The 838-nt window shown below is 31.9% G+C and carries 1 protein-coding gene and 1 tRNA gene (1 of these 2 only partly in view); both read left to right on the forward strand.

Going from position 1 to position 838, the window contains the following annotated elements:
- Nucleotides 1-17 (forward strand) — tRNA-Lys (locus tag QME45_13305); it begins 159 nt to the left of the window's first position.
- 137 nt (nt 18-154) lie between these two features.
- Entirely contained in the window at nt 155-670 is a 516-nt protein-coding gene (locus QME45_13310; protein ID MDI6619612.1) for a hypothetical protein, read from the forward strand.
- Nucleotides 671-838 lie beyond the last annotated feature (168 nt).

Raw genomic sequence — 838 nt, forward strand, 5'->3', positions numbered from 1 at the left:
TCCCTGATGGCCCACCATGTAAGACAAGCCTTATGTTCCATATCAATTGGAACATAAGGTTTGTCTTTATTTTGCGTGCCCTTATATTATTGTCACATAATATTTTCTTTATGTGTATTATAGTATAAAAGGTTTCCATACAGAGGTGATACTTTTGGATAATACGCTTCCATCAGATTATTTTCCGTTGTCAAATGGCAGACGGTGGATTTACAGCACGGGAAGTTTTATATTCAGCAGGGATATTAACATATCAGTTATAGATAGAAAAAATAACAGTTACCTTTTAAAAATACTATACGGTAAGTTTGAACTGTATGCAATAATCAGATCGGATGTCGATTTATATATAGTAGCCTATAGCAAAAATAAAGCTGATTCTATCGAGAATGGAACATTTGAATATATACCCAAAATAGAAATATTAAAAAGTCCCGTAATCAAGGGAACTTCATGGAAAAATATGGTCGGAGATTTCAGGATTGTGGATATGGATTATAAATTGAAGGTAAATAAAAGGACATACCCTGAAACTTTGTACATTCAAGTAAAGGATACTTCAGATGCTTATAACCATATATTTCTAAAAAGGGGTGTCGGCATAATATTCGCGAAGGTCTATCTTGACGGAATAGGGAATGTATATCTATCCTTAAAGGATTATAAATAGATAATGATTTTGAAAGATATTTATGCTTCAAACATACTGATAATCAGCATCCTAAATATTCATACTTGAAAAGTTACTATAAAACTGTGAAACAATTTACACTGAGGTGAAACTTCAAAGTAAGTTCCACTTTCCTAAAGTAAATTCCATCTAAAGGCATTCAATCTT

It is taken from the genome of Clostridiales bacterium (assembly GCA_030016385.1).
Taxonomy (GTDB): Bacteria; Bacillota; Clostridia; order Clostridiales; family Oxobacteraceae; genus JASEJN01.